Annotated in this window: 17 protein-coding genes; 9 read left to right on the top strand and 8 right to left on the bottom strand. The window is 45.1% G+C overall.

Annotated elements, in window-relative coordinates; all coding sequences use genetic code 11:
- Positions 1-32 precede the first annotated feature (32 nt).
- The 3 genes from KOE27_RS15810 to KOE27_RS15800 form a co-directional block, all read right to left on the bottom strand.
- The gene (locus KOE27_RS15810) at positions 33-1,241 is read right to left on the bottom strand and encodes an endonuclease/exonuclease/phosphatase family protein (RefSeq protein WP_215239822.1); all 1,209 of its coding nucleotides are present in this window, start codon (positions 1,239-1,241) and stop codon (positions 33-35) included.
- 127 nt (positions 1,242-1,368) lie between these two features.
- On the bottom strand, positions 1,369-2,532 hold the full coding sequence (gene dnaJ / locus KOE27_RS15805; protein WP_215239821.1) for a molecular chaperone DnaJ: 1,164 nt from the start codon (positions 2,530-2,532) through the stop codon (positions 1,369-1,371).
- A gap of 190 nt (positions 2,533-2,722) precedes the next feature.
- Positions 2,723-3,301 (bottom strand): nucleotide exchange factor GrpE, encoded by a 579-nt coding sequence (locus tag KOE27_RS15800; protein ID WP_215239820.1) that lies wholly within the window; start codon positions 3,299-3,301, stop codon positions 2,723-2,725.
- A gap of 114 nt (positions 3,302-3,415) precedes the next feature.
- Between KOE27_RS15800 and queG the strand changes: the two genes are divergently transcribed.
- From queG to ppk1, 8 genes are all read left to right on the top strand, one after another.
- Positions 3,416-4,360, top strand: coding sequence for a tRNA epoxyqueuosine(34) reductase QueG (queG, locus tag KOE27_RS15795; protein ID WP_215239819.1), 945 nt, complete (start codon positions 3,416-3,418; stop codon positions 4,358-4,360).
- A gap of 77 nt (positions 4,361-4,437) precedes the next feature.
- Complete coding sequence (locus KOE27_RS15790) at positions 4,438-4,851, top strand: DUF1761 domain-containing protein (protein WP_215239818.1); 414 nt, start codon at positions 4,438-4,440, stop codon at positions 4,849-4,851.
- A 204-nt stretch (positions 4,852-5,055) separates the two neighbouring features.
- Positions 5,056-5,976: a hypothetical protein gene (locus KOE27_RS15785; RefSeq protein WP_215239817.1), complete on the top strand. Its 921-nt coding sequence runs from the start codon at positions 5,056-5,058 to the stop codon at positions 5,974-5,976.
- A gap of 274 nt (positions 5,977-6,250) precedes the next feature.
- Positions 6,251-7,081, top strand: a complete 831-nt coding sequence (locus tag KOE27_RS15780; RefSeq protein WP_229252971.1) for a ThuA domain-containing protein — start codon at positions 6,251-6,253, stop codon at positions 7,079-7,081.
- 61 nt (positions 7,082-7,142) lie between these two features.
- A complete protein-coding gene (locus KOE27_RS15775) occupies positions 7,143-10,313 on the top strand; it encodes a PVC-type heme-binding CxxCH protein (protein ID WP_215239815.1) in 3,171 nt (1,056 codons plus the stop codon).
- A gap of 224 nt (positions 10,314-10,537) precedes the next feature.
- Entirely contained in the window at positions 10,538-12,226 is a 1,689-nt protein-coding gene (locus tag KOE27_RS15770) for a hypothetical protein (RefSeq protein ID WP_215239814.1), read from the top strand.
- 403 nt (positions 12,227-12,629) lie between these two features.
- Positions 12,630-14,585 carry a DNA topoisomerase (ATP-hydrolyzing) subunit B gene (gene gyrB, locus KOE27_RS15765; RefSeq protein ID WP_215239813.1) on the top strand — a complete coding sequence of 652 codons (1,956 nt, stop codon included), beginning with the start codon at positions 12,630-12,632 and terminating at the stop codon, positions 14,583-14,585.
- 179 nt (positions 14,586-14,764) lie between these two features.
- Positions 14,765-17,077, top strand: coding sequence for a polyphosphate kinase 1 (gene ppk1 / locus KOE27_RS15760; RefSeq protein WP_215239812.1), 2,313 nt, complete (start codon positions 14,765-14,767; stop codon positions 17,075-17,077).
- Positions 17,078-17,122: 45 nt separating this feature from the next.
- Here the strand turns inward: ppk1 and KOE27_RS15755 are convergent, their stop codons facing one another.
- From KOE27_RS15755 to KOE27_RS15735, 5 genes are all read right to left on the bottom strand, one after another.
- On the bottom strand, positions 17,123-19,591 hold the full coding sequence (locus tag KOE27_RS15755; RefSeq protein ID WP_406566854.1) for a bifunctional UDP-N-acetylmuramoyl-tripeptide:D-alanyl-D-alanine ligase/alanine racemase: 2,469 nt from the start codon (positions 19,589-19,591) through the stop codon (positions 17,123-17,125).
- A gap of 114 nt (positions 19,592-19,705) precedes the next feature.
- Positions 19,706-20,401 carry a hypothetical protein gene (locus KOE27_RS15750; RefSeq protein WP_215239811.1) on the bottom strand — a complete coding sequence of 232 codons (696 nt, stop codon included), beginning with the start codon at positions 20,399-20,401 and terminating at the stop codon, positions 19,706-19,708.
- 12 nt (positions 20,402-20,413) lie between these two features.
- Positions 20,414-20,794 (bottom strand): GntR family transcriptional regulator, encoded by a 381-nt coding sequence (locus KOE27_RS15745; RefSeq protein ID WP_215241627.1) that lies wholly within the window; start codon positions 20,792-20,794, stop codon positions 20,414-20,416.
- A gap of 12 nt (positions 20,795-20,806) precedes the next feature.
- The gene (locus tag KOE27_RS15740; protein WP_215239810.1) at positions 20,807-21,592 is read right to left on the bottom strand and encodes a hypothetical protein; all 786 of its coding nucleotides are present in this window, start codon (positions 21,590-21,592) and stop codon (positions 20,807-20,809) included.
- Between the two features lie 102 nt (positions 21,593-21,694).
- A complete protein-coding gene (locus tag KOE27_RS15735) occupies positions 21,695-22,528 on the bottom strand; it encodes an ABC transporter ATP-binding protein (protein WP_215239809.1) in 834 nt (277 codons plus the stop codon).
- A gap of 1,162 nt (positions 22,529-23,690) precedes the next feature.
- Between KOE27_RS15735 and KOE27_RS15730 the strand changes: the two genes are divergently transcribed.
- On the top strand, positions 23,691-26,792 hold the full coding sequence (locus tag KOE27_RS15730) for a SusC/RagA family TonB-linked outer membrane protein (protein WP_215239808.1): 3,102 nt from the start codon (positions 23,691-23,693) through the stop codon (positions 26,790-26,792).
- Positions 26,793-26,806: the final 14 nt, after the last annotated feature.

The raw sequence follows: 26,806 nt of genomic DNA, 5'->3' as shown, positions 1-26,806 counted from the left end.
CCGGCACTTTTTCATTTATGGACTGTTGCCTGTTAGTCGGTTAGTGCCACTTTTACCCATACCATGCGGTGATCCGAACTGGCTTCCCGTTTCTCAACCAGCTCAGCCATCGGTTCTCCCTTGGCAGGCCAGAAAACCCCGCTTTCCCGGACTTTAAATCCCCATCGGGAGGGAAGAACGTAATCGGCACGCATCCGCCAGAAAGCAGTATGGTTTTTGGCAAATACGTTGTTGGCCGAATGCTGCGCCCCGCCCGTGCTAGCGGGACTATTTTCTGCATTAATTTTAGAATCTGCCAGTAAGGATCGGATTCCTGAGGAGATGGCATTTCCTTCATCCGGTGAGGCGTTTTGATCACCCAGGATCACGAACCTTGTTTTTTCTGCCAGTCCACCGGTTTTTCCCTTATCGTCATAAATATAACTGCTTTTTGCCGGGTGGATGTAATCCTGCCAAAACCGGATCTCATCGTGATTCCGTTTGCCGTTACGATCCTCGGCACCGTCAAAAGTGGGTGGGGTGGGATGGCTTGCCAGTATATGTATTACCTTCTTCCCTATCCCGACAGGTATATCCCAGTGAGATTTGGAAGAAAGCGGAAACTGGTTCCAGGCCTCAGGTGAATACCAGTCGGTACCATCTGCTTTTTTTGTCTGCAGTGCTCCTGGCATATCTTTCCATTTAAAGTGCTGGAAGGTACGTACCTGGTCGGTCAGGATGGGGAATTTTGACAGGAGTACCATTCCGTATTGTCCTGGGAAAAGACCGAAGCCCCAGGCGTCCGACCCAAATTTCTCGGACTTGCCATTGTTATCCAGGTCAAATGGGCTCGGCTGGCCCGTGTTTACGGTGGTGTAATAATAATAGGGATAGTCGATACCCTGTTTGCCGTTTTGTCCCTGATTCAGATACCCCTCTATAAATTGCAGGATACCGGACTTTGGGTCCTGGATGTAATCAAATTCATTCAGTAAAATAACGTCAGGTCTTACGGTCTGGATAATGGAGGCGATGTTGCGGATTTGTTCATTGGTGCCTTTGGCAAGTTCGTTCACCAAAATTTGTTCCGATAACGTGATGTCTTTACTTTTTACGTAGTTCTGCGCTTCCATACTTACGTTGTAGGTAGCAAAGGTCACAACATCTTTTTCTGTCTGATTTTGGCCGTATAACATAGGGAGAGAAAACAGCATGCCGGAAAGGAGCATACATCCGGAACGGAATTTTTTGATGATTTTCATATTTGGGATACCATTATTGATGAACAGGTTATATCAAGGGCAAGTTAACAAACGCAGTATGATGGAACAGAGCCTGTGACAAAAAAAGAGCCGCCTTGTGAAAAGCGGCTCGTATAGTCTGGGATCATCAGTGGAAGAAATCTTTCATTTTGTCAAAAAATCCCTTTTCGTTTTTACCCGGTTTGGGTTGGAAGTTCGGTGAGTGCCGTAGTGATTCCAGCGTTTGCCGCTCATCCGAGGTAAGTTGCTGAGGAGTCCATACATTGATATGTACCAGCTGATCCCCTTTTCCATATCCGTTAATATCCTTGATTCCTTTTCCTTTCAGCCTTAAAATTTTCCCGGCCTGTGTTCCGGCGTCAATGGTAATGCGGGCTTTCCCGTCAATAGTGGGTATTTCGGTAGACGTTCCCAGCGTTGCATCTATAAAGCTGAGGTGCATATCAAATACCACATTATTGCCATCACGCTTCAGCTGGCTGTCTTCCTCTTCCTCGATCACAATGAGCAGATCACCTGCTATGCCGCCACGGGGAGGTACGTTCCCCTTTGAAGACATGGAGAGCTGCATACCTTCGGCAACCCCTCCGGGAATATTCAGGGTGATCAGGTCGTCCTGTAATAAACGACCTTCTCCTGCACAGGAGTCACATCTTTCACTGATGATTTTACCATCCCCGTTACAAGTGGGGCAGGTACTGGTAGATACCATTTGCCCAAGCATGGTGCTCACTACTTTCCTAACCTGACCCGTACCGTTACAGCTGCCGCAGTTGGTAAGTGATGTTCCGTTTTTGGCACCGTTTCCGCCACAAGTGTTGCAGGTAACGTGGCGTTTTACTTTTATTTTTTTCTCAACCCCATTGGCGATTTCTTCCAGATTCAGCTTAAGCTTAATGCGGAGGTCTGAGCCCTTCTTCATGCGGCGTCCGCCACCACCTCCGCCGCGTCCGAAAATGTCTCCGAAAGGGCTGCTGTCTCCGAAGATATCTCCAAATTGAGAGAAGATATCATCCATTGAAAATCCGCCGCTGAACCCGCCAGCTCCCCCACCGCCTGCACCACTCACACCGGCATGACCATACTGATCATATCTCTGACGTTTGCTTTCATCGCTCAGTATACTATATGCCTCGGCTGCTTCCTTGAATTTATCCTCAGCCGATGGGTCATCAGGATTTTTGTCAGGGTGAAATTTGATAGCAAGTTTTCTGTAAGCCTTCTTTATTTCGTCAGCCGAAGCCCCGCGGTCTACACCCAACACCTCGTAAAAATCTCTTTTCTTAGCCATTGTAATATGATCAAATGTATAATGTAACGAAGTAATCTGTCATCATGAAAAATTAATGATGAGTGGTCATCATTACATCATGCATTTAGTTTTGATATTATTATGATTGCCCGCCGGATCACCCCGGCAGGCAAATTGTTACTGAACTTCTCATTAGCCCCAGGCATAAACCTATTGCCATAATTTTTTCTTACGAACCAACGATTACCTTGGCGTAACGGATTACCTTGTCGTTGAGATAGTATCCTTTTTCGATCTCGTCAATCACTTTTCCTTTCAGATCATCCGAAGGGGCAGGGAACTGGGCAATGGATTCATGCAGATCTGCATCAAAACTTTCTCCTTTTGACGCCATGGCTTTCAGTCCTTTTGATTCCAGTGTTTTCAAGAGTTTGGTGTAAATTAAGTCCACACCTTCCCGTAACGCATCTATGTCTGTAGAGGAATCAAAAGAAACTTTTGCTCTCTCAAAGTCGTCTACTACAGGAAGTACTGCTTTCATCATTTCGGCTCCTGCACCGGAAATCATCTCAAGTTTTTCTTTGGCAGTTCTTCTGCGGAAGTTTTCGAAGTCGGCATAGAGCCTTAAATATTTCTCTTTCAGCTCTGCCACTTCGGCTTTGTGGCTCTCGTCCGTATTTTTTTCCTGTGGAGCTTCTTCTTCCGCCGTCGCAAATTCGGCGTCTATTATTTCCCCCTCGCTGGTAATCTTGTCAGTATCTTCGTTCAGTTCCTCTTTATCGAGGTTGTATTCTGTATTTTCCGGCATAATTCACCACAATTTTGATAACATATTAATATGTTTCTGCCTGCTAAATTACTTTGCCAGAAGTTAAAAAACTGACAAGATGACATTTTAAAGAGCAATTTGTAACTTTGGAGCATGACTACAGCGGATATAATACGCCAGGAAAGGAGTGCGGTTGTGAAGGTGAAAGCTGCCGAGGCAGGCTTTGATTTCTGTGGTATTTCAAAAGCGGAATTCCTTGAAAAAGAGGCTCCAAGGCTGGAGAACTGGCTGAACCAGAACCGCCATGGGGCTATGGGGTACATGGCTAATCATTTTGACAAACGCCTTGACCCCACCCGGCTGGTAGATGGGGCAAAAAGTGTTATTTCGGTTCTCCTGAATTATTACCCGGAAGAAAAACTTGCGGAAGGTGCCGACGATCTGAAAATATCCAAATATGCTTACGGGACTGACTATCATTATGTCCTGAAAGAAAAACTGGCGCAATTACTCATCCTGATCCAGGAAGAGATTGGGGAGGTTTCCGGGCGGATTTTTGTAGATTCTGCTCCCGTGATGGATAAGGTATGGGCGGCCAGGAGCGGGCTCGGCTGGGTGGGGAAGCATTCCAATTTATTGAACAGAGATATGGGTAGTTTCTTTTTTATAGGGGAAATTATCTGTGACCTTGATCTGGAACCCGACAGGGAGATCCAGGATTACTGCGGTACCTGCACCCGCTGTGTAGATGCGTGCCCTACCGACGCCATAGCAGAACCCTACGTTGTGGATGGGAGCAAGTGTATCAGTTATTTTACCATTGAACTGAAAGAGGCGATTCCGGAAGAGGTCAAAGGAAAATTCAATAACTGGATATTCGGGTGTGATATATGCCAGGATGTGTGTCCGTGGAACCGCTTTGCCACACCGCATAAGACCAATGCGTTTTCGTTGTCGGAGCAACTGGCTGGCTTTACGAAATCAGATTGGGAAGAAATCACAGAAGAAGTTTTCCGGGAAGTTTTCAGGAAATCGCCGGTGAAACGATCCAAATACCAGGGGCTGAAACGGAATATAGATTTTGTTAAACCTGTTTGAAAAAATACCACCCATTCATAAATACATTATATTTGGCTCTCACTGGTTCTTTTTTATAACGCGATAATCGTTCTGAAATGAGAAAACAAGCTGTCAATTTGTGGGCTGTTGTGGTGTGTGTGGTGCTTGGCCAGGTCATACCTGCTTTGTGGTATAATGCCTTCTCCGAAATTTGGGTAAGCCTGAGCGGTCTTTCGCCTGAGCAGGTCAAATCGGCATCCAGCCCGGTGCCCTACCTTGCCAGTATCGTCTCCACATCGTTTTCCATGTATACCCTAGCTTGGTTGTATACCAAAATACCTGTCCGTTCCATGCTTTCGGGATTCATTACCGGGGTACTCATCGGGACTGTTTTTATTGGTTTTGAAGGTACTGTTAAAGATATGTTTGCAATGAAACCGCTGCTGCTGTCAGTAATCAACGGAGGCTCCAGCATATTGGTTTATGGGGTAAACGGGGCCGTCATCGGAGCGTGGCGTAAGTATGAATAATATTAATTGTTAAAATGGACATATCTTTTTTTTGCTTCCGGCGGCTCCGTGAACGGGGTCTCCCCGAGGCTGAGGATGTTTGTTATTATCCTGCAAAAAATGAAAAAAGATACGTGTTGTGTTTGTTTGCAAGCAATTTCCTGGTAAACGGATATAACCTGGCAATGATATTCTTTTATCTTTGAGCCTATATTCAACCATGGAATGCTGGAATACGTGAAGAACTGTTTTACGCTCATTGTCCTATTTTTTCTTTCGACCGCTCATGCCTTTTCACAGGATCTGATCGTGACGGTCCGACAGGATTCAATCAATTGTAGTATATTGGAGCAAACAACGGAACTCGTTCGTTTTTTTTTAGCTAGCAAACCTGACTCCGTTCAGGAACTTAAAAAGGGCGAGATCAGCACCCTGGCACCCGGGTACTACACTCAGAAAAGCAATACCATGGTACATGATACAACAAAAATGGTTGAAGCCCATCCCGTAAAAGTAGAAATTCCTCTGCATGGCACTACATTGGCGGATACGCTGCTTTCCTGGAAAAAACTTCCGAAATGGCAATTTGGATTTTACGGTGGTTTAGGATACCGGCTCAACCGCTCCCGCATTGGAATGAGCAAAGCAGCGCTCAATTATCATAAAAAACTCAGGTCTGGAGTATCCTTTGGTCTGGATGCCGGTTATTTTCCATGCCGGAAAATAGGGATAGGATGGAGGTACGATACTTATTTCAGTACAGGAACCCGCGACGCCCGGAATAAAGACAATATCATGATCAGTTTTCTCGGGTCCGGTCTGCTTTACCGTGCGCCTTTGAAATTTCAGAAGACTTCCGTACTGACAGGTTTTTGGCTTGGGTACCAGCCTTTCAGAAACAATGCAGTTGTCGATGGAGTGGATACACGGCTCTCCGCCAACACCATGGCCTGGGGAATATCCATAGGTTTGGAACAGCGTATTGGTAAAAAATGCGCCGTTAGCCTGTCTGGACAATGTTTTCTGAGCTCCTCTTATAAATTAAAAAGGGAAGTGGGGGGCACTACTGAAGTAATAACTTTTTCCTCAGATCGCTTCGAAGACCTTTCACGCGCCTCTCTGACACTGGGTTTGAAATTCAATTAGCCAGCTTGATCTGGCCCGAGTCAGGCTCAAAATGAGTGGTGATGACAGGTTCATGCTGACTTATTCAGGATAGTACTTGATAAGGGAAAATTTGGATAAAAAAGTCTTGTCATTAATCCAGAATAAGCCAATCTTATTTCTGCCTGCAATTACAGGTAGAAAGCAGCCATGATTGACTTCACTATTCTGAGGAAGTTCGTTTTTTCATATTACCAGCCCAGAAGTTAATCCAGAAATCATGAAATGTAAATTTTTAGCCTTGGTCCTTTCCCTGATGCTGACCGGGGCTAGTTCCTATTCCGGAACCCCGCCCAGGAAGCTGGCAAAGAAACCTTTGGTGGTTTTTGTAACCGGAGACCACGAATACAGTGGTGAAGAAACCCTGCCGCTCATTGCCAAGGAACTTGAAAAAAACTATGGAATGAGAACTATAGTACTCAAAGCCTATCCTGATCATAACAGTGAAAAAAATATCCCCGGCCTTGAAGCCCTGAAGGATGCCGATCTTGCGGTTTTTTATCTGAGGTGGCGCCAACTCCCACCCGACCAGCTGGCGCATATTGAAGCCTATCTGAAAACTGGCAAACCGGTCATGGGCTTTCGGACCACCACCCATGCATTCAATTTCCCCAAAGGACATGAAAGTGAGAAGTGGAATGCGTTCGGGGAGTTTGCATTGAATTCGCCTCCGGGCTGGGGTGGAGCCGCCAAACATACGCATTACGGCCACAGCAGCAGTACCGATGTTTCCGTTATTCCTGGTGAAGCCAAAAATCCGATCCTCACCGGCGTAGGTCCTTTCCATGCACGCTCATGGTTATACAGGGTACTTCCCGATTATCCGGTAAAAGGTTCAACCTGGCTGCTCATGGGGAAGTCGGTTAATCCCGATAAAGAGGCCATCGAGAACCCTGTGGCATGGACGGGTACCAATTCTTTTGGAGGAAAGGTATTCATGACCACTCTTGGCCATCCAGAAGACTTCCGTGAGGAATCCTTCCAAAGGCTGGTGATTAATGCCATTCACTGGGATTTGGGATTGAAAATTCCGAAAACATGGAAAGGGAAACTTAATATTGAAGTTCCGTACCGCGAGGCAAAATAGCGCGCCGCATTGAATATAAAGTGTTACTAGAATATCTGGCGAAAATTATAAAAAAATCAAAATGACTAAACCCGGAAGAATCAGCCTTAACCTCTTAATCATCGTTGTCGGACTAACGATTATTGCATTCAGTGCTTTTCAGTCCAGTGAACCCGGCGGACTGAAAATTGGTAATGGGTCCCGTATTGTATTGTTAGGTAATAACCTCGGATCCAGGATGATGAACTACGGTTCGTTTGAAACCGAAATGCAGGTGAGATATCCGGATCGCTCTCTTTTCATCCGAAATATGTGCGATGGAGGCGATACCCCGGGATTCAGGCCCCATGCCAGCCGTAATTCGCCGTGGGCATTCCCAGGGGCCGAAAAATTTCAGACCGAGTATGCCAATAACTCTGCCAGCGAAGGTCATTTTGAATATCCTGACCAATGGCTGACCCGCCTTAAAACCGACGTGATTGTTGCCTTTTTTGGTTATAATGAATCTTTTCAGGGACCTGCCGGGCTGGCCAATTATAAAGCTGAACTTGACGCGTTTATCAAATACACGCTCAGTCAGAAATACAATGGAAGTACGGCCCCGCAGCTTGCCATCGTATCCCCGATCGCTTTTGAGGATCTTACCGCAAAATATGATCTGCCAGACGGGAAAAAGGAAAATATAAACCTTGCCCTTTATACCAAAGCGATGAAAGAAGTGGCAGCCCAGAACAACGTATTGTTTGTGGATGCTTTCACACCTTCAAAGAAATGGTATGCCGATACCAAAGAGTACCTGACGATTGACGGTTCACAGCTTAACGAAGAAGGATATAAAAAACTTGGGATATTGCTGGCCGACCAGCTCTTCGGTAAAGTAACCCCCAAGGCGGAGGCAAACAGAGGGCTGGTCGACGCGGCAGTACTTGAAAAAAACTGGATGTGGCACAACGATATCAAGGTACCCAACGGTGTGCATGTGTATGGACGCCGATACAATCCTTTTGGGCAGGATAACTATCCTGCTGAAATTCAAAAGATACGGGAGCTTACGGCCATCCGTGATACGGCCATCTGGCTGGCAGCTTCCAAAGGAGAAAAGCTGGATCTCTCCATAGCGGATAAACATACCACTCCGCTTCCTCCCGTAAAAACCAATTTCAACCCGGAGAAAAACGGAAGTCTGGAATATCTTTATGGACAGGATGCCCTCAAAAAATTGAAAATGCCGGAAGGTTATAAAATTGAGCTTTTTGCATCCGAAGAGGAGTTCTCAGATCTTGCCAAACCCATGCAGATGTCTTTTGATAACAAAGGTCGGTTATGGATTGCTACCATGCCAAGCTATCCGCATTACAAACCGGGAGATTCCAAGCCAAATGACAAAATCATCATTCTGGAGGATACCAATAATGATGGCAAAGCTGACAAACAAACCGTCTTTGCAGATCACCTGCATCTTCCGGTTGGATTTGAAATAGCTGCCGAAGGCGTATACGTTTCTCAGGGAACCAATCTTGTGTTATTAACGGATACAGATGGAGATGATAAAGCTGACAAAAAGGAGATACTCCTGAGTGGTTTTGACGACCATGATACACACCACAACAGCCATGCATTTACGGTGGACCCGTCGGGAGCGATTTACTCAGGTGAAGGGGTGTTTCTGCATACGAATGTGGAAACTTCCTATGGCCCGGTACGGGCAACCAACGGCGGGTTTTACAGGTATGCGCCTCAGTTGCACAAGCTGGAACGTACCGCTCAGCTCTCAATTCCCAATCCATGGGGTATCGCATTTGATGACTGGGGTCAGCCATTTTTTGCCGAAACCTCCGGTCCTGATGTCCGCTGGATGATGCCAGGATCTGTTCTGCCCAGGTACGGGCAAGCTACTCATAAGTCTGAACAGCTCATTGAGGAAGCACACAAGGTACGGCCCACTTCGGGTCTGGAGTTTGTTTCCAGTCGCCATTTCCCCGATGAACTCCAGGGTGATTTCCTGATCAATAACACCATTGGATTTTTGGGGACCAAAGAGCATACCCTTGTGGATGACGGTACGGGCTACAAGAGCAGACACCGCCAGGATCTGCTGGTAAGTGAAGACAGGAATTTCAGGCCTGTGGATATGGAATTTGCCCCGGATGGCTCCCTTTATCTTATTGACTGGCACAACATCCTGATCGGGCACATGCAACACAACGCCAGGGATCCCCTGCGTGACCACTCTCACGGCCGTGTTTACCGTATCACCTATCCTTCCAGACCGTTGGTGAAACCTGCGAAAATAGATGGGGCTAGTATTGAAGAGCTTTTTGAAAATCTTAAGCTGCCCGAATACCGTACCCGGTACAGAACCCGTAGGGAACTGAGGGGAAGAGACGTAAACCAGGTACTTACCAAGCTGAAAAAGTGGGTGGCCGGACTGGATAAAAATGACCCGAGATATGAACACCATTTACTTGAGGGACTGTGGGTCAGCTGGGGGATGAATAAGGTGGATCAGCCTTTGTTGCGCCAGGTACTTAAAGCAAAAGATTATCACGCAAGGGCTGCTGCCGTGCAGGTAGTACGTTACACGGGTCACCAGGTGGCAGACCAGGCTGATTTGCTGATGCAGGCCGTAAAAGATGAAAATAGCAGGGTAAGGCTTGATGCGATCGTGGCTGCCTCATGGATTGGGAAAGAAAAAGGCCTTCCGATCCTGGCGGAGGCTGCCAAAAAGCCGCTGGACGAATGGATGATCCACGCCCATGAAACCGCAGTGGCACATTTGAAAGGAGAAAATGTGAAAAGGGAAAAAGAGCGGGTGGTCAAATCCACACTGAAAGGAAAGGAGCTTGAACTCTATAACACCGGTAAAGAAATTTACGCCAAGGAAGGATATTGCGCAACCTGTCATCAGCCCGATGGCAAAGGACTTACTGCATCAGGCTTTCCGCCTTTAACAGGTACCAAATGGGTGACGGGCAATGAAGACCGTCTGATAAAAATTGCCTTAAAGGGCTTGCTCGGGCCTATTGAAGTAGTGGGTAAAAAGTATCCCGGCCAGGTACCTATGACGCCATTTGCTGGCTTGTTGAATGATACCGAGGTTGCCGCCGTACTGACCTATGTGAGAAATTCTTTTGGAAATCAGGCGCCAGCTATCCTTCCTGAAAAAGTAAAGAAAGTAAGAGCAGCTTCTGCGGCTAAAATGGATTTTTATTCTCCGGACCAGCTTCTGAAGGAATATCCGATGGAAAAATAAACTAGAAAATTACCAGTTTTGAGGGTGCCTGTTTCATGCAGGCACCCTTTTTGTATATTAGCTATTGGTAAAAACACTCCCAGAAACAATTTTTAGCTTTGTAATGATTATTTTGTTCTGGTTATAGAACATAGGGTTTTAGATTTTTATGTTAGTGCAAAGGAGAACTGTGTAATTACTGAATATTATTTGATCCGAAAATTTATTGTTAAGACTAGTACCTCATGCCTCGATTTGTTATCTGGATTACCATTGCAGCTGTTATCTTCATTTTTCTGTTATACAACTTTTACTTTTCAGTCAATTTTCCCTTTCAGGATGATTTTTTGCTCATTCAGTTTGTGGACGGTGTTTCTCGCGGAGAAATAGGTCTCTGGGGATTTGTAAAAGAATTGTTCAGGACATTTAACGATCATAAGCCCGTCGTTTCCAGACTGATTGCTTTTGTCGATTATCTCCTCACCGGTCATCTGAACTTCAGATTCTATATTCTTTTAGTTTCTTTAAATATCGTTTACATTTTTTATTTCATTTACCTGCAGTTCAAAAAAACGGGAATGCCATTGTACTATCTCCTGCCTGCGTTTTTCCTTTTTTTTCAACCACTTTTTCATGATGTATCAGGTTGGGCACTCAATGGGCTTCAGCACTCCTATCTTACAGCCTTCACCGTTACAGCCATTATGTTGGTATCCCGCGGCAGGCGTGTAGCTTTTGCAGCCGCTTTACTTTGCTGTTTTCTTGCTACGTTTAGCCATGGCAACGGAATTTTGTCGTTTCCGGCCATTATTTTCTTTTTTCTTTGCTACAAAAAATTCTGGAAAGCGGCCATTACAGCTGCGGTCATGTTTCTTGCGTTAGGTATATACCTTATTGGCTATGAATCAGGACAGGCGGTGCATCTGCCAACCAATATACTTACCTTTATCTATTCCTTGTTCGGCTTTATTGGTTCTTCCGTGTCTATGTGGGCTGCTCCCGAGTTCTGGTCTGCCGTATTGGGGGCGGTTATGGTAGCATTCATTTTATTTCTCGTGGTCCGCGTTGCCGGCGTGTACTTTAACCGGGAGGTGGTAATAAAGCCTGGTACCGTCGAACTGCTTACCTTTTTTGTTTTTATTTTCATTACAAGTTTGGTCATCGCTGTTTTTCGGTCCTGGATGGGTAGTACCATTGCCAGCCGGTTTCAGATATACACCTCCCTCGCTACTATTATTTGCTATGTGCTTCTGCTTGACTATTTTGCCGTTTTTAGAAAAAAAGGTGTCTTCTATACCCTGTTGCTGCTAAGCGTTTTTTACTGGAGCTATTCCTATTACATGCATACCCATATTGTTGCAAACAAACGTATGGTTTATCTGGCTGATGTATACAACTGGGAGGACCACAGCGATATGTTCTCGGTTGAAAAAACCATTACACAGTATGGAGCTTTTTATTTGTTTCCGGCCTATGAAAAGGGGATTTTTAAACTACCGCCTCCAGTGGTAAACAGGCATGAGCTTGATTCTATGTACACGGTAAGCCAAAGACCGGATACTGATTCTGAAATATTTGTTGAAGTCTGGAAATTGAAGGATTTTCAGAATAATGGTTTTATCAATTTATCCTTTGTTTCAAGCCTGAAGTTTCCTGAGCGGAAAGGATTTCTGACGGACCGTTTTCTGGTTCTCCGTGATACCAGCGGGATTTGCTACCTGATGGGGGGGAATGCAAAAGTAGAGTCCAGGAAGGTGCTGCTGACAACAGGCTTTTATTATAAAAATGGCTTCCATGTAACCCTGAGGAAGGATGATCTGAAACCAGGTGTTTATGAACTTGCTGTAATGGACATTGAAGCGAATGGGGACAAAAAATTCTACAGGCTGGATAAGTCTCTCCGGCAGACCGGCACAAGTTATATATTGGAATGATCTCTGTACTTCGAAGGGTGGATGAAGTATCGTTAGCGTTTCGGGGCAAGCGTCAGTAGGGATATTTTTTTGATTTAATGGGTTGATTTGTAGGTCGGTAGGAATGTGAATGCGGTTGGGCTTTTTGTGGCGCAGGCCATCGGCTGATGTAGGTGCTGCTGGCGCTGGGAAAATGGATGGCTTCCATGTGTTAAAGAACAGGGTTTTGGAGGCTTTGTGAAACAGGGGAGTTTGGCGGGCTTTTGTAAGTTCTGGTAAGAGAACGTCTTTTTGTTTGATAAAGTATTCATAAAGTAGGGTTAAAAGGGATTCTAAGGATAGAATCCTTGGTAAAAAGTAGTATCTTTACACTTCATAAACGGCGTTCAAAAGGCTGTAAAAATTATAGAGTAAAACAAACTATATGTCAAACGAAACAGTGCTTGAAGTAAATTCATATTCAGCAGATAACATCCAGGTTCTTGAAGGTTTAGAGGCCGTACGTAAACGTCCGGCGATGTACATCGGTGATACAGGATTTAAGGGAGTTCACCATTTGATTTGGGAGGTTGTAGATAACTCCATAGATGAAGCAATGGCAGGATATTGTGACACGATTAATGTCACAATTGAAAAAAATAACTCCATCACAGTGCAGGATAACGGCCGGGGTATCCCAACGGGGATGATGGCCAAAGAAAAGAAGTCTGCACTTGAAGTAGTATTAACCGTACTGCACGCTGGGGGTAAATTTGATAAAGATACATATAAAGTTTCCGGAGGTTTGCACGGGGTGGGGGTTTCCTGCGTAAATGCGCTTTCGATCCATCTTCGTGTAGAAATTCACCGGGAAGGAAAAATATTTGAACAGGAATACAGTGAAGGTAAGCCGTTATATCCGGTACGCGTTATTGGGGATTCTGAAAAAACCGGAACCTTCATTCATTTTAAGCCAGATGCTACCATATTCTCGGTAACGGAGTTCAAATATGAAACCGTGGCCACAAGGTTGCGCGAATTGTCTTATCTGAACAAGGGAATCAGGATCACATTAAGCGATAAACGTGAGGAGGATGAAACAGGAGCATTCCGCGGGGAGGAATTCCATTCGGAAATAGGGCTTAACGAGTTTGTTCTTTATCTGGAAGGTACCCGTCAGCCTTTGATACCGGAGCCTATTTACATGGAAAATACCAAGGGGGTGGTGCCGGTGGAAATTGCTATGATGTACAATACATCGTATGGTGAAAATGTTTTTTCCTACGTCAATAATATTAATACCGTTGAAGGAGGTACCCACGTGCAAGGTTTCCGCGCGGCCTTAACACGTACTCTGAAAAACTATGCGGAGAAGTCGGGTGTGCTTGCGAAGGAAAAAATCGAAATCAGCGGGGACGATTTCCGTGAGGGGCTTACAGCCGTTATTTCAGTAAAAGTTGCCGAGCCACAGTTTGAAGGACAAACCAAAACCAAATTGGGGAATTCGGAAGTGGTGAGTGTGGTGAGCCAGGTGGTGGCCGAAATGCTGGATACCTATCTGGACGAACACCCAAAAGAAGCAAGGGTGATCATAGACAAGGTGATTCTTGCCGCCAAAGCACGTATTGCGGCAAAGAAAGCCAGGGAAATGGTACAGCGTAAAAACGTAATGACCGGAACCGGCCTTCCAGGAAAACTTTCCGATTGCTCGGAAACCGATCCGTCCATCTGCGAATTGTACCTGGTAGAAGGGGACTCGGCAGGAGGAACTGCCAAACAGGGCCGTAACCGGGCCTATCAGGCTATACTCCCGTTAAGAGGTAAAATCCTTAACGTGGAAAAAGCGCAGGAGTATCGGATTTATGAGAACGAGGAGATAAAAAACATGTTTACGGCACTTGGTGTGCAGATAGGTAAGGATGGGGACGAAAGAGCGCTGAACATTGATAAGCTGAGATACCATAAAATTGTGATCATGACGGATGCGGATATTGACGGAAGCCACATCAGGACCCTGATCCTGACTTTCTTCTTCCGTTATATGAAGATACTCATCGATCATGGGTATATCTACATTGCCCAACCACCGCTATACCTGGTGAAAAAGGGTCGTGAAGAAAGGTATTGCTGGACCGAAGCACAGCGTGAGGCAGCGGTGCAGGAAATCGCAAACGGGAAGGAGGAATCAGTGAATGTGCAGCGATATAAAGGTTTAGGGGAGATGAACGCCGAGCAGTTGTGGGATACTACCATGAATCCTGATAAGAGAAGTCTCAAGCAGGTTTCCATTGAGTCGGCAGCAGAGGCAGATCATTTGTTCTCAATGCTGATGGGCGACGAGGTTGCACCACGCCGGGATTTTATTGAGAAAAATGCCAAATATGCCAGAGTTGACGTGTAGGGCGATAGTCGTCGGTTGATCTAAAACAAACGGATGACTGTAACCAGCAGTCATCCGTTTGTTTTTATTTACACAATGGTAACAAAAGGGACATTTTTCGAAAACAATAGATGTTGTAATTCGTTAAATTTTAAATCCTCACACTAATCATCGTTACATTCAGTATTTTAGTTTGAATTATGTCCGAGTCTTCCAATACCACATATAAAAGCGATAAAAGAGGTAGATTCTCTAATTTGTTTTCCTTTTTTAAAAATAACAAGGAAGAGTCAGTCATGGAGGAGTCGAAAATGTTGAGTTCTGTTGAGAAAGCAAATACGCTGGTGCAACAGAGCGAGCTGATCAGCCGGGATCTGAGCTGGCTTAAATTTAACGACCGCGTTTTAGACCAGGCGGAGAATGCCAACCGTAATCTTTTCGACCGGCTTAAATTTCTTGCCATTACCTCTTCCAACCTGGATGAATTCTTCACCATCCGGGTAGGGAGCCTGTACAATTATCTTGATTTCGGCAAAGAAAGAATGGACTATTCCGGATTGCGGGAGGTGCCGTTCAGGAAGCTGCTGATGAAGGAATCTCAGGATTTTGTACGGCGCCAGGATGAATGCTTTACCGGGCAGCTTGTACCGCTTTTCAACCGTCATGGTTTCAGAATCGTTGGGTTGGAAGATATTAGCAACAAGGAGAAAGAAAATGTGGAGGAGTATTTCGAGCGTACCGTTTATCCAATGCTCACTCCGATGCTTTTTGACTATACACATGCATTTCCGGTGTTATTGGGGAAAGTGCTGGTTTTGGGTGTGATCACCCAGGTGAAAGGTACAAGCTCGGAAGACAACAGAAAACTCTCTTTCGTACAGCTGCCACTTAATCTTCCGCGTTTTTATGTGATTGAGCGCGAGGAAGAAATCCTTTTCCTACCCATTGAACAAATCGTTAGGGTATATATTCACAAGTTGTACCGGAATGTGGATATCGTTTCCACCAATCTTTTCAGGATTATTCGGAATGGAGATTTTTCTCTGGAAGAAAGTGACGATATGGAGTCTGATTTTATTGATGAAATAAAACAGAAAATCAAAAGCCGCAGATTGGGCAGGGTGGTGCAGGCAGCCGTAGAGCCCGGTTTTGATCCCGAACTCCTCAGCCTGATCAAAAAGCGCTGGGAAGTTGACGATTATAATATTTTTGAGATCCGGGGGCTGATTGACTATACGGCGCTGTGGAGTATCATCCGCCATCCGGAGTTCAAGGGTCAGATCCCCCCGACACACCCTCCCGTGCCGCCGCTGGGCCTTGAACGTGAAAGAATCCCGGATATTTTTGAAGCAATGAAAGAGCGGGATATTCTCCTGCATCATCCCTACAATAATTTTGAACCGGTTCTTCAGTTGCTTGAACAGGCGGCTGAGGATCCCAAGGTGTTGTCTATCAAACTGACGATTTACAGACTTGCTAAAAATTCCCGTGTGACAGAGGCCTTGTTACATGCTGCCGAAAATGGGAAAAGCGTTGCCGTTCTGTTTGAGGTTAAAGCAAGGTTTGATGAAGAGAATAACATCAAAGAGGCCCAGCGATTACAAAAAGCCGGGTGTTTTGTAATCTACGGAATTGGCTTGCTGAAAACGCACACGAAGCTGTTGCTCATTGTCCGAAATGAAGGGAATAAGGTGTTGCGTTATGCCCACTTGTCGAGCGGTAATTACAATGAGGATACTTCCCGGCTTTACACCGATACCGGACTGCTGACCACGAATGAGGCATATACCCACGACATCTCGGAGTTTTTTAATGTTATTACCGGGCATTCTATTCCAACCGAATACCAGAATCTGATCACCGCTCCAAGGTACATGCGGGCCAAATTACTGGAGCTGATTGGGCAGGAAGCTGAAAATGCAAAAGCCGGTCTGCCAAGTGGTATCTGTATCAAAATTAACTCACTGGAAGACCGGGATACAATCCGGGCTCTTTACAATGCATCGCAGGCCGGTGTGCCGGTGAAACTGATTGTAAGGGGTATGTGCTGTCTTCGGCCAGGCAGGGCAGGATTAAGTGAAAATATCACGGTTCGCTCGCTCGTAGGCGATTTTCTTGAACACTCCCGCATTTTTTATTTTCATCAGAACGGCAATCCGCTCGTTTACGGCGGCAGTGCCGATGCCATGGTCAGAAGCTTTGATAAACGGATTGAGTCTCTGTTCAAGCTGGTGGATCCCCGTGTAAGGCAGGAAGCTATTCATATTCTTTATTACAGCCTGCAGGATAATGTGAATGCCTATGAAATGCAGGAAGATGGTACCTATATCAAATGTGAGGTGAAGGAAGGAGAGGGTGCCCTCAATATCCATCAGGCTTTTTATGACGTCACACTTGAACAGGTGATGGTTACAAAACTTTTTGAAGACAGGGCATCGATGGTTCAGGATTGTAACGCCAATATCAATATTCATCCGGAGGAGCAATCGTCTCCGGCGGAGTCAGAACAGTAGCTTTTCCATAGCGCTATGGGGGTTCTGTTTCCATAGCGCCATCTTTTACTCTTTGTAAAAAATCCTTTTCACCCGCTCTCCGATCCCCGTTAGTATCTCGTACGGAATTGTGTTGATTTTCTTCGCCATTTCCGTGATGGGTACTTCGGGGCCAAACACGATCACCTCATCTCCTTCTTCTGCATTGGCGCCGGTAACATCCACCATGGTCATGTCCATACAAATGTTCCCAACCGTAGGGCAAAGTCTGCCATTTACCCAAACCTGCCCGACGCCATTGCCCAGGCCCCGGTCGTAGCCATCGGCGTATCCGATGGCGAGGGTAGCAATGGCAGCGTCCTGTTCCAGCTGACCATTCCGGCTATAGCCCACTGTTTCCCCAGCAGGCAGGTATTTGATCTGGGATATCACGGTTTTCAGTTTGCCAACCGGCTGCAAAAGATGTTGTTCCTGCTGCGTAGCTTCTACACCGTATAACCCTATCCCCAGCCGGACCATATCCAGGCGATACTCGGGAAAACGGACAATGCCCGCTGAGTTTAAGATATGTTTGATCACTTGATAGCCTAGTATATTTTCCAGGAATTCGGCGGCGGTTATAAAAGCCGCATACTGCTTTCTGGAAAATTCATTATGAACACCTTCATCGGCTCCCACCAGATGCGTGAAAATTGTTGCAACCCGCAGGGAGGGATTCGCCTGGAGGGTATCCTTAAGCCAGGGATAATCGTCTGCCACAAACCCCAGCCTGTGCATGCCGGTATCTAGTTTTAAGTGGATGGCCGGAGCCTGGGATGGTTCGTTTTTTTCAGTGAGGTAATTGATCCAGTCGGTAAGAATCCGGCGGCTGAATATTTCGGGTTCCAGTTTATACTGCCAAAGGAGGTCAAACGTGGCTGTTGAAGCATTCATGACCATAATAGGCAGGCTGATACCACTTTGCCGGAGTACGACTCCTTCATCGGTATACGCCACACCAAGGTAGTCGACCCTGTGGAACTGCAGCAAACCTGCCACCTCGGCACTTCCGCTGCCATAAGCAAAGGCTTTTACCATGGCCATAATCTTAGTGTTGGTTCCTGCCTTGTTACGGTAATAATTGAGGTTGTGGGTCAGCGCATCCAGGTTGATCTCAAACACAGTCCCATGCACTTTTTGCTGCAGACGATGTACAATTTTTTCAAAAGAGAATGGCCTTGCTCCTTTGACGAGGATCAGATTGTCGGACAAAGTGGCAAAGGGGAATTCTTTGAGGAAACTGTCAGTGTCCGGGAAAAAATCTTGTTGCGGAATGTCAAAAAGGGCGGCTTGTTTCAGCATTTCAGGGCCAATACCCACCAGTCTGTGAATGTTTTTTTCTTTCAGTATCTTTGAGATGGTTCCATAAAATTCAGGAGCAGGCTGCCCGGAATGGAGTATGTCCGAGAGGATCACCGTCCGTTGCGTACGCTGTTCCTGCTGAGCCAGGAAGTTGAGCGCCATGGTAACACCCTGTATATCGTTATTGTAGGCGTCGTCAATGATATAATTTCTGTTGATACCCTCTTTCAGCTCCAGGCGCATGGATACCGGGCGGAGCATTTGAATGCGTTCCTGAATGGCTACGTCCGTTAGTCCCCAGTCGAGCATAAACACCACGCAATGAGCCAGGTTTTCGAGTGAGGCTTCGTCCCTGAACGCCGTTTCAAAACGATGATCGCCCAGTATACCCGCCAGTGCGATGAAGGTCTTGTCTTTTTGAGGACTAAAAACAACCTGTATGTCGGCTCCTGACTGGGAAGTTCCCCAGCTAATGGTTTTTAGAAAAGGATTAACCGGTTTCAGGATCAGCTTAATTTCCTCGTCTACCTCCGTGTAATTTTTCCGGTATATCAGTTTACGAGCTTTGGTAAATAACCGGAGTTTCTCGGTGATTTTTTGCTTCCGGCTCCTGAACCCATCATCGTGCGCCGAACCGATGTTCGTGAAAATACCAATGGTAGGTTGCACGACGGGCTGGAGGTATTCCATTTCATGTGCTCTGGACACTCCTGCCTCAAATATGGCCAGCGTATGTTCTGGCGCCATGTTCCAGACCGACAGCGGGACGCCTATCTGGGAATTGTAACTTTTAGGGCTGGCGATTACCCGCTGCCCTGGCGCCATCAGTTGGCTGAGCCATTCTTTTACAATGGTTTTACCGTTACTTCCGGCAATGCCCACTACGTCAATATTGAACCTCCTGCGGTGTTCGCCAACGGTTTTCTGAAGGGCGCGGATACTGGACGGCGTCAGCCATATTCTGGCGTCTGCCCAGGTTTCGGCCAGCTCGCGTGTTTTACCGGTAAAACCGGCCGTTTCCACTACAAATTCCCTGACGCCTTTGTGGTATAATTCAGGTAAAAACTGATGACCGTCGTGCCTGTCACCTTTAATGGCAAAAAAAATGCTTTGTTCCGGGAAGGATAATTGGCGACTGTCCGTCAAAAGATATGCGGCCTTGGTGTCAATGGGCCCGGATGTATTTTCAATCACAGTAATTCCGATATTAATAAGGACACAAAGGTACCAATCCCCGGAATTTATGGCGATAATTTATGGTGAATTTGAGTGAAGCTGGTTTGAAGAGTTTCATGGCTAACGGATGTACTACAGGCCGGAAGTCCTAAGGAGCAGATTGCCGGGCAGATCGGCATGTGCGGTACTGTCAATTTTCAGACTGAACGATTTGAAAATATTCTTTTCTGCAACCAGGCTGCTGGAATCCCTTGCGGAGATAGCAGTGACCCCGATATGATTGTCATCGGTAATTTGAACATAACCTCCTGCTTCAATGTCAACTGTCAGCTTCTCAAAATGATTGTCCTTTAATAGCATTCCGTCACCTGTTTGTTTTATCCGGAAAACTGCGTTTTTCCAGCCTTTCAGCACACTTGTAACCTTATCAGCTTGCACGCCCGACAAGGCAGGTGCGGTAATATAGATGTAGGGGATATTACGAAAGCCGGTTTCTTTTCGAAAAGCCATTTTGTTACTATCCTTTGTAAAGTTTACCATCAGCGTATCTCCCTTTATTTCCTGGGTTACCTGCGGGTTGTCGGTATAATTGCGGGTATGTATCGTCCTAAGTTCATAGGTTTTTCCAGGGTTGATCTGTACCAGGCCAAACGGGTCTCCGGATAACTTTACATATTTGAAGGGCTTCAGGGCCTGGCGGGTATACCCATGATAAGGATCATTGATGTTAATTTTGTTGAATTGTGATTGAAGTGAAAACCCCGAGCCGATAATCGCCAGTAATGAAAAGGCAAACAACGAAATAATTAATTTATTACTTTTTTTCATGATTTGAACAGATTAATGAGTGGTAGGATACGCCTCGTTAATGAATGAATGATACCTGGTCTGCAACTCTTCCATGCTGACGTTAAGCAGGTACAGCGTTCTGAAAAATTCAGGGAGTTCACTTTCCAGGAAGCGTTCACGCCGGTAGGAAAGTATGAGTTCGTTGGCGTTTTCAGCCGCTGAATAACCAATTCCCCGTTTGTTAAAAATAATATCTTTACCCTGTAAAAAATCATAGGTACGCATAACCGTATTGGGGTTAACCTCCAGCATCCCGGCTAGGTCTCTGACTGAAGGTATCCTTTCACCAGGTGGCCATTTTCCGAGCAGGATCTGCTCACAGATATAATCGGCGATCTGGAGATATATGGATTGTTTATCTTTAAATTCCATCATTAAGCTGAATTAAATTTCTTTTTCTTGAAGCCGAACGAAGGCTATGTACCAGCAGGCCAGCAGAAACAATACCGGAAAAGAATAAACTGCATATTGTATATTTTTCGGGAGGTCTACATAATAACTTCGGCCTGAATGGGCATACCAGATACGCCAGGCGGAAAATGGAAATGTTACGATGTTGGTCGGATGATTGGTCACAGAATACGCAAATACCCAATTGCTAAAAAAAATAACTGTTACTGCAGCGAGTAGAATCCCGGCCGTTTTGATATAAGAAAGTTTTCTGAAATAAATAGAACCTAAAAATACCGCCGCCTGAACAATGATATGGATCGATATGAAATATTGCAGGAGCGGATAGGGGATAGGTTGATACCCGAGCATATCTGCCGGAATATTTTTGTTTGCCAGGCCAATTGTAAAGTAATGCAGTTTGAGAAAAAGTAGCAAAAACGGAATGGTGAAAAGTAAATTGGTAAGTAAGGCGGTGAGGTATTTTTCAAGCCGGGAAGCCGGGATCATCAATGCCGAGATACCGGTTTCGGGAGAGGAGTATTGGTTGAAAGCGGTATTGGTATACAGGCTTCCACCAAAAATCACAAGCATAAAAAGCGCAAGCGGATGTAAAAGATAAAGAATCTCACTATGCTCTTTTGATAACAGGATGGGGAATGTCAGCAAGATCAGCAGGCTGGTTAATAAGCTACCCATTAACAGGTAATTCTTGCCTTTTTCTGAAATATCGAGCCTTATCAACAGCACGAAACGGTGAAAACTGAATATCTGATTCATTACGTATTATTTAAAATGGAAGAATGGGATTGATAATCGGGAGCGTGCGGCAGAGCAGCGTAACCAGCACCATCAGGAGCAGCCATAGTATTCTCATAAGCGTTAGCTGAAAATTTGTCGGATACGTCCCGTATTTTCCATCACAGCGTGGAACAACTGTTCCAGATCAACGCGGCTTTCTTCCTGGTCGTAGTTTTCAGAAACCGCTTTGTATCCACGCAGTGACGGTTCCGAATAAAGTACACGTGCGTCATTGTCTACATGAGCCAGCGTTCCGAAGTGAAGGCGTTCGGCCACTGCATCGAGGCTATGCTGAATGAGTATCTGGCTGTTTTCCAGAATGATAATGCTGTCGATCAGATTGTCAAGATCACGTACCTGGTGGGTAGATATCAGAATAGTTCGCTGAGGGTCAAGAGCTGTGGAGACAATCTTTCGGAACTGACTTTTGGAAGGGATATCCAGTCCATTCGTAGGCTCGTCCATGATCAGGACTTTGGTATTGGTGGCCAGGGCAAATGCTGTAATTACTTTTTTCTTCTGCCCAAATGACATGCCGGTAAGTTTATTTCCTTCCGGCATATCAAAATCCTTCATGTGCCTGAAAAACTGATGTTCGTCAAATTTGGGATAAAAGGGTGCCAGCGTTTCCAGATATTTATGAATAGAAATAGACGGAAGGTAAATTTCCTCCGGCATAAAATATATATCCTGGAGGAAAGCAGGAAGCCTTTTCAAGGGCTCAAAACCATTTACATCAATTTTACCGCTCGTGGGGAACAGCAACCCTGCTATGTTGCGCAGCAGGCTGGACTTTCCTGCACCATTTTTCCCCAACAAACCGTAAATATGGCCTGGCTCAAGCTGCATGGACAGGTTCTCAAACAATTTCTGATGCTTACTATATCCAAAGGAGACATTATTCAGGCGGATCATAGCTTAATGGTTTAGTGTTCTAGTATGATAGTACACTACAAACGTATGTTTTTAAAATGAGGTTTGCAAATTTTGATCAGGAAAAAGTTTTGACGCAAGAGGTTGACCGAAAAAAGCGATTAAAAAGAATGCCGGACTTGAGGCTTCTTCATGTGTGAGTGTAAGGATTAAAACGAGTTGATAAATGGTTTCGCCAGGTAAAAATTATTATTTGCACGGCGCTAAAAAAATGTCCGCACTTTTTCTTTTGGATGGCTTTTGTATTTCAGAGATGGTACCAGTTCAGAGAAGTATCCTGTCAAGAGGCGGTGGAAGGGAATGGGTGAAATCAGGTCAGCATTGTGGTAAGAAAAGATCTGAAATTTCATATCTGAAAAAGATAAGTTTTTGGTTTTGCACTTTTGAGGGAGAGAGAAATTTATGAATCAGAAATGGTGTAATTCCGGATTTAAAAATCCCGCTTAGAAAGAAATTAAGGCGGGCAGTACCTTAAGTGTTTTTGATTATAAAATTCTTGGCCGTACCCTACCATTCAACTTAGGAGGTACCTGTCTTTCAGCATAAGTTTAAATTTTCATAATATTATTATTTTCTGGATTTTCTGAAAATAAATTACACCTAGTGGGGAGCAGTAAAATTTTTATTGACGCCGGCTGGATACGGTATGATCATAATACCTGAGCAATAACCTGCTTTTCGAAATTCTCAACAGATTTATCGATTTTATAATGTGTTTATTTATTATATTTTTGATATTCAGTGATTTAATTGATTCTTATTTGGGATTTCAAGTTGTTTGCCTTCTCTTTTTGAATGAACCATATCCTTTGGAAGAAGAATTTCTGAAAGAATATCTACGTCTTTTTTCGAATTTTATTACCGTTCAGGTATATCTGAACAGATAGATAATCCCTTGACTTCGCGTACTTAGGACCGGTGAATATCGTAAGCTGCTACAACAGCATCTCGCTTAGCAATATTATCAAAATGTTAATTTTTAGAAGTTCATTTTTAATTAGAGTAGTTATTCTGCGTTTTCGATTTTCTATTTTATACAAACAATTATAAAATGAATTTATTTAACTCTAAACCTAAGAAACTATGATGCAAACACAGAATGTGCTTTTTAAAGAAAATTCAACTCATCTAAAATGTAAAGAAAATGGTAATTAAATTTACAAACGGGCAGAAATTAAAGTTTGGGATACGATCATTTTTTCTGATTTTTTGTGCGCTGACAAGCCTATCCCTTCAGGCAGGCTCAACCTTTCCAGGAACCAGGCGTACGTCTGAAACTATTTTACTCAACATAACAGGAACTGTTGTAGACCACACCAATGCGCCGCTTCCAGGAGCCAGTGTTGTGTTACAGGGTACTTCCAGAGGGGTGGTCAGCGATGCTGACGGCAATTTTTCAATTCAGGCAGAAGTTGGGAATGTTCTGGTGATATCTTTTATCGGAATGCAGACCCAGGAGGTCACTATCAAAGATGAAAGTAAATTAACAATTACGTTGATAGCCGACGCCACCATGCTGGGAGGTGTGGTGGTGGTAGGATATGGCACGCAGAAAAAAAGTGAAATAACCTCTTCCATTGCAAAAATAGATGGCAAGGATATCGAAACGTCAACTGCATCAAATGTCGCATTATCATTGCAGGGCAGGGCTTCCGGCGTTGAGTTTGTATCTTCCGGACTCCCCGGAAAAACGCCGAGCATTAGGATTCGGGGTGTAGGTACGATTAACAATACCCAGCCGCTGATTGTGTTGGACGGTGTGCCGGTAAGTTCGGATATACTCGGACAACTGGCACCAGCCGAAATCGAGTCGATCGAGATCTTGAAAGATGCTGCATCCGGTGCTATTTATGGTACGCGTGCAGCCAATGGGGTTGTGTTGGTTACTTCTAAAAAAGCAGGGTTCAATCAAAAAACGACGGTAAGGTTAAATGCGTCGACAGGGATTAACTCGCTGATTAAAAAATATCCTGTCCTTAATGCGGAAAAACTCTACGAGCTTAAACGTGAGCGTTATGTGATGGATGGCCTCCCCATAGACCAGAACTCACCCTGGGCCGACGAATATTACAACAAAACCCGCACCGAATGGCAGGATGCAATGTTCCGCACCGGATTATTTACCGATTACAACGTAAATATTGGCGGAGGTTCCGACAATGCAACCATTAACGCCAATGTTTTCTACAGAGATGAAGAGGGGACACTCATCACAACAGATATGAAGCGCCTTGGCCTTTCCCTCAGAAGCACCCAGAAAATATCGAATCGTTTACGGATAGAGGAAAATGTAAGGATTTCAAGCAAGAAAAACCGTATCGTACAGGACGATCTCGGGAGCTCCGGTACTTCTACGACCATCTATTCGGCCTACCGCTATATGCCCGCTATCCCTGTGAAATACGACGATGGTAGCTATGGTTCCGGCAAAGCCAGTACGCAGCTTGGTGACATGTGGAATCCTGTATATAAGGCCAGGGAAGAATGGTGGTATACCAACGAAATCAGAACTATTGTAACAACCAAGGTAGATTTTGATGTGACCAAAGCCCTCACTTTGAGTGCAAGAGCCTCCTATCAGCGGACGACTTCGGGTAACGACAGATTTCAGAACATTACACCGGAACAATCCAGAAGTGAGTCTGCACCAACCCTGGAAGATAATAATTATGAAGCTACGACGAAGTTGGGAGAGGTTTTTGCCAATTACGACAAGTCGGTTGGTGAGCACCACATCGGGGTAACTTTAGGTGTTTCAGGCCAGATTGACAACAGCAATTGGAACAGGATGGTGGGTATGGGGTTTGCCTCCACCATCAATAGCCAGTTGGTGATGTCCAATGCGGCAAGTACCAGAGTAGAAGGCAGTGAGTATCCCTCCACCGGACTTGCCTCGGCTTTCTTCAGGGGTACCTATAGTTTTAAGGATAAATACTATGTCTCCGGTATCTTTAGGGCGGATGGCTCTTCCAGATTCGCGGAGGGGAAAAGGTGGGGTTATTTCCCTTCTATTTCCGCAGGATGGCGTATATCAAACGAAAGTTTCCTGAGAGACAACGATTTGATATCCAACATGAAACTGAATGTCGGCTGGGGACAGCTCGGGAACCAGAATGTAGATGCATTCCAGTACCTGAACGTATACCAGAAAGATGTTAAGTATGTGCTGGGAGGTACCAACCTGACTGGAACCAGGCTTGCTTCGTTTGCCAACGCAAATATTACCTGGGAGACAACCAGTTCGCTGAACGTCCTGCTTGAACTGGGATTGTTCAATAACAAACTGAACATGGACGTAGCATATTTCGATAAAAGAACCAAGAATATGCTGATACCGCTTCCAAGCCTTCTGGCGTCCGGAACGGTGTCTATTCCAGATTTTAACGCCGGTGAAATGCGTAATTACGGACTTGAGATTGAACCTTCATACAGCGGTCAGGTTGGAAAGGTTAATTTTGACCTGGGCCTGAACCTGACCTTTCTGCAGAATGAGGTAACCAAGCTGTATGGTGAAGCCAAATATATTTCATCCAATGAATACAACAGGACCTATCAGGGCCAGGCTGTGGGTACATTTTATGGTTGGAAAACGGACGGGATATATCAGAATCAGGCAGCAGTAAACAGCGACCCCAATATTTCGGAAGATCCTCGTAAAGTGTACATTACGCCGGGAGACGTTCGTTTTGTAGACCTTAATGGGGACCATATTGTGGATGAGAAGGACAGGGTGAAGATTGGAAACCCCAACCCAAAAATGCTTCTTGGGTTTAATTTGGGTGTAAGTTACAATGGTTTCAATCTTTCCACTGTATTCAGCGGCTCTTTGGGGCACCAGGTTTATGACGCCATGATGGTGCGCGGGATTGACCCAACCCAGAGCGGTAATATGGATGCGGTGTCTTATGAGCGGTGGACTGGTGAGGGCTCAACTAACAAATATCCCAGAATGTCCACCATTCGTGCCAATAACAATTACCGGGTTTCAGAACTCGGGCTTAAAAACGGAGATTACGTGCGAATGAAAGATGCCACGCTGGGGTATACATTTCCTGAGCCTGCGTCTAAAGTGATTGGTATTTCCAGACTAAGACTTTATCTGTCTGGTCGTAACCTGCTGACGTTTACAAAATTCGATGGTGTAGACCCGGAAGAAAGTGGAAGCGATAACCTGAATCGTGGTGTGATCCTGAACAACACACCCCAGTCCAAGAGCCTTGTATTTGGGGTAGATATCACATTTTAAAAACTATAAAGCCA

The organism is Dyadobacter sp. CECT 9275 (genome assembly GCF_907164905.1).
GTDB classification, from domain to species: domain Bacteria; phylum Bacteroidota; class Bacteroidia; order Cytophagales; family Spirosomataceae; genus Dyadobacter; species Dyadobacter helix.
This window is presented reverse-complemented; position numbering and strand designations above follow the sequence as displayed.